A 734-nucleotide genomic window follows, 5' to 3' on the forward strand; every position below is an offset into this window, starting at 1 on the left:
GCCGTGGCGCAGACCAGCAGAGTCACGGCTCGAGCGCGGCGACGTGGCCGATGACGGCGACCGCGGCGCCCGACGCCGGCGGCGTCGCGTCCGCGACCGCGTCGGCCAGGGTGCTGCGCACCACGCGCTGGCTGGCCAGGCTGGCGTCCGCCACGAGGGCGCAGGGGGTGTCGGCGGCCAGGCCGCCGTCGACGAGCGCATCGACGATCGCCGGCAGGGTCCGGACGCCCATGAGCACGACCAGCGTGGTGCCCGACCGGGCGAGCGCCGCGTAGTCGAGCGTCGAGTCCGGGTGGCCGGGCGGCACGTGGCCGGACACGACCGTGAAGCCCTGCACGAGCCCGCGGTGGGTGACCGGGATGCCGGCCAGCTCGGGGCCGGCGACGCTCGACGTCACGCCGGGCACGACGGTCGTGGGCACGCCTGCGGCCGCGCAGGCCTGGACCTCCTCGAAGCCGCGGCCGAAGACGAAGGAGTCGCCGCCCTTGAGCCGGACGACGTGCTTGCCGGCCAGCGCGTGCTCGACCAGCACGCGGTTGATCTCGTCCTGGCTGGTGGAGCGACCGAAGGGGATCTTCGAGACGTCCACGACCTCGACGTCCGGCCGGGCCCAGGCGACCGACTCCCACGGGGCGAGCCGGTCGGCGACGATGACGTCGGCCGCCTCGATCGCCGCGCGTCCGGCCACCGTCACCAGGCCGGGATCGCCCGGGCCGGCACCGACGAGCGTCACG

General features: G+C 76.2%; 1 protein-coding gene. It reads right to left on the minus strand.

Features of this window, described 5'->3' with window-relative positions; all coding sequences use genetic code 11:
* Positions 1-22: 22 nt before the first annotated feature.
* Positions 23-733, minus strand: a complete 711-nt coding sequence (gene cobA / locus AC2W7G_RS17695) for a uroporphyrinogen-III C-methyltransferase (RefSeq protein ID WP_485869584.1) — start codon at positions 731-733, stop codon at positions 23-25.
* Position 734 lies beyond the last annotated feature (1 nt).

It is taken from the genome of Aeromicrobium sp. PFPM2_SD2, assembly GCF_057364525.1.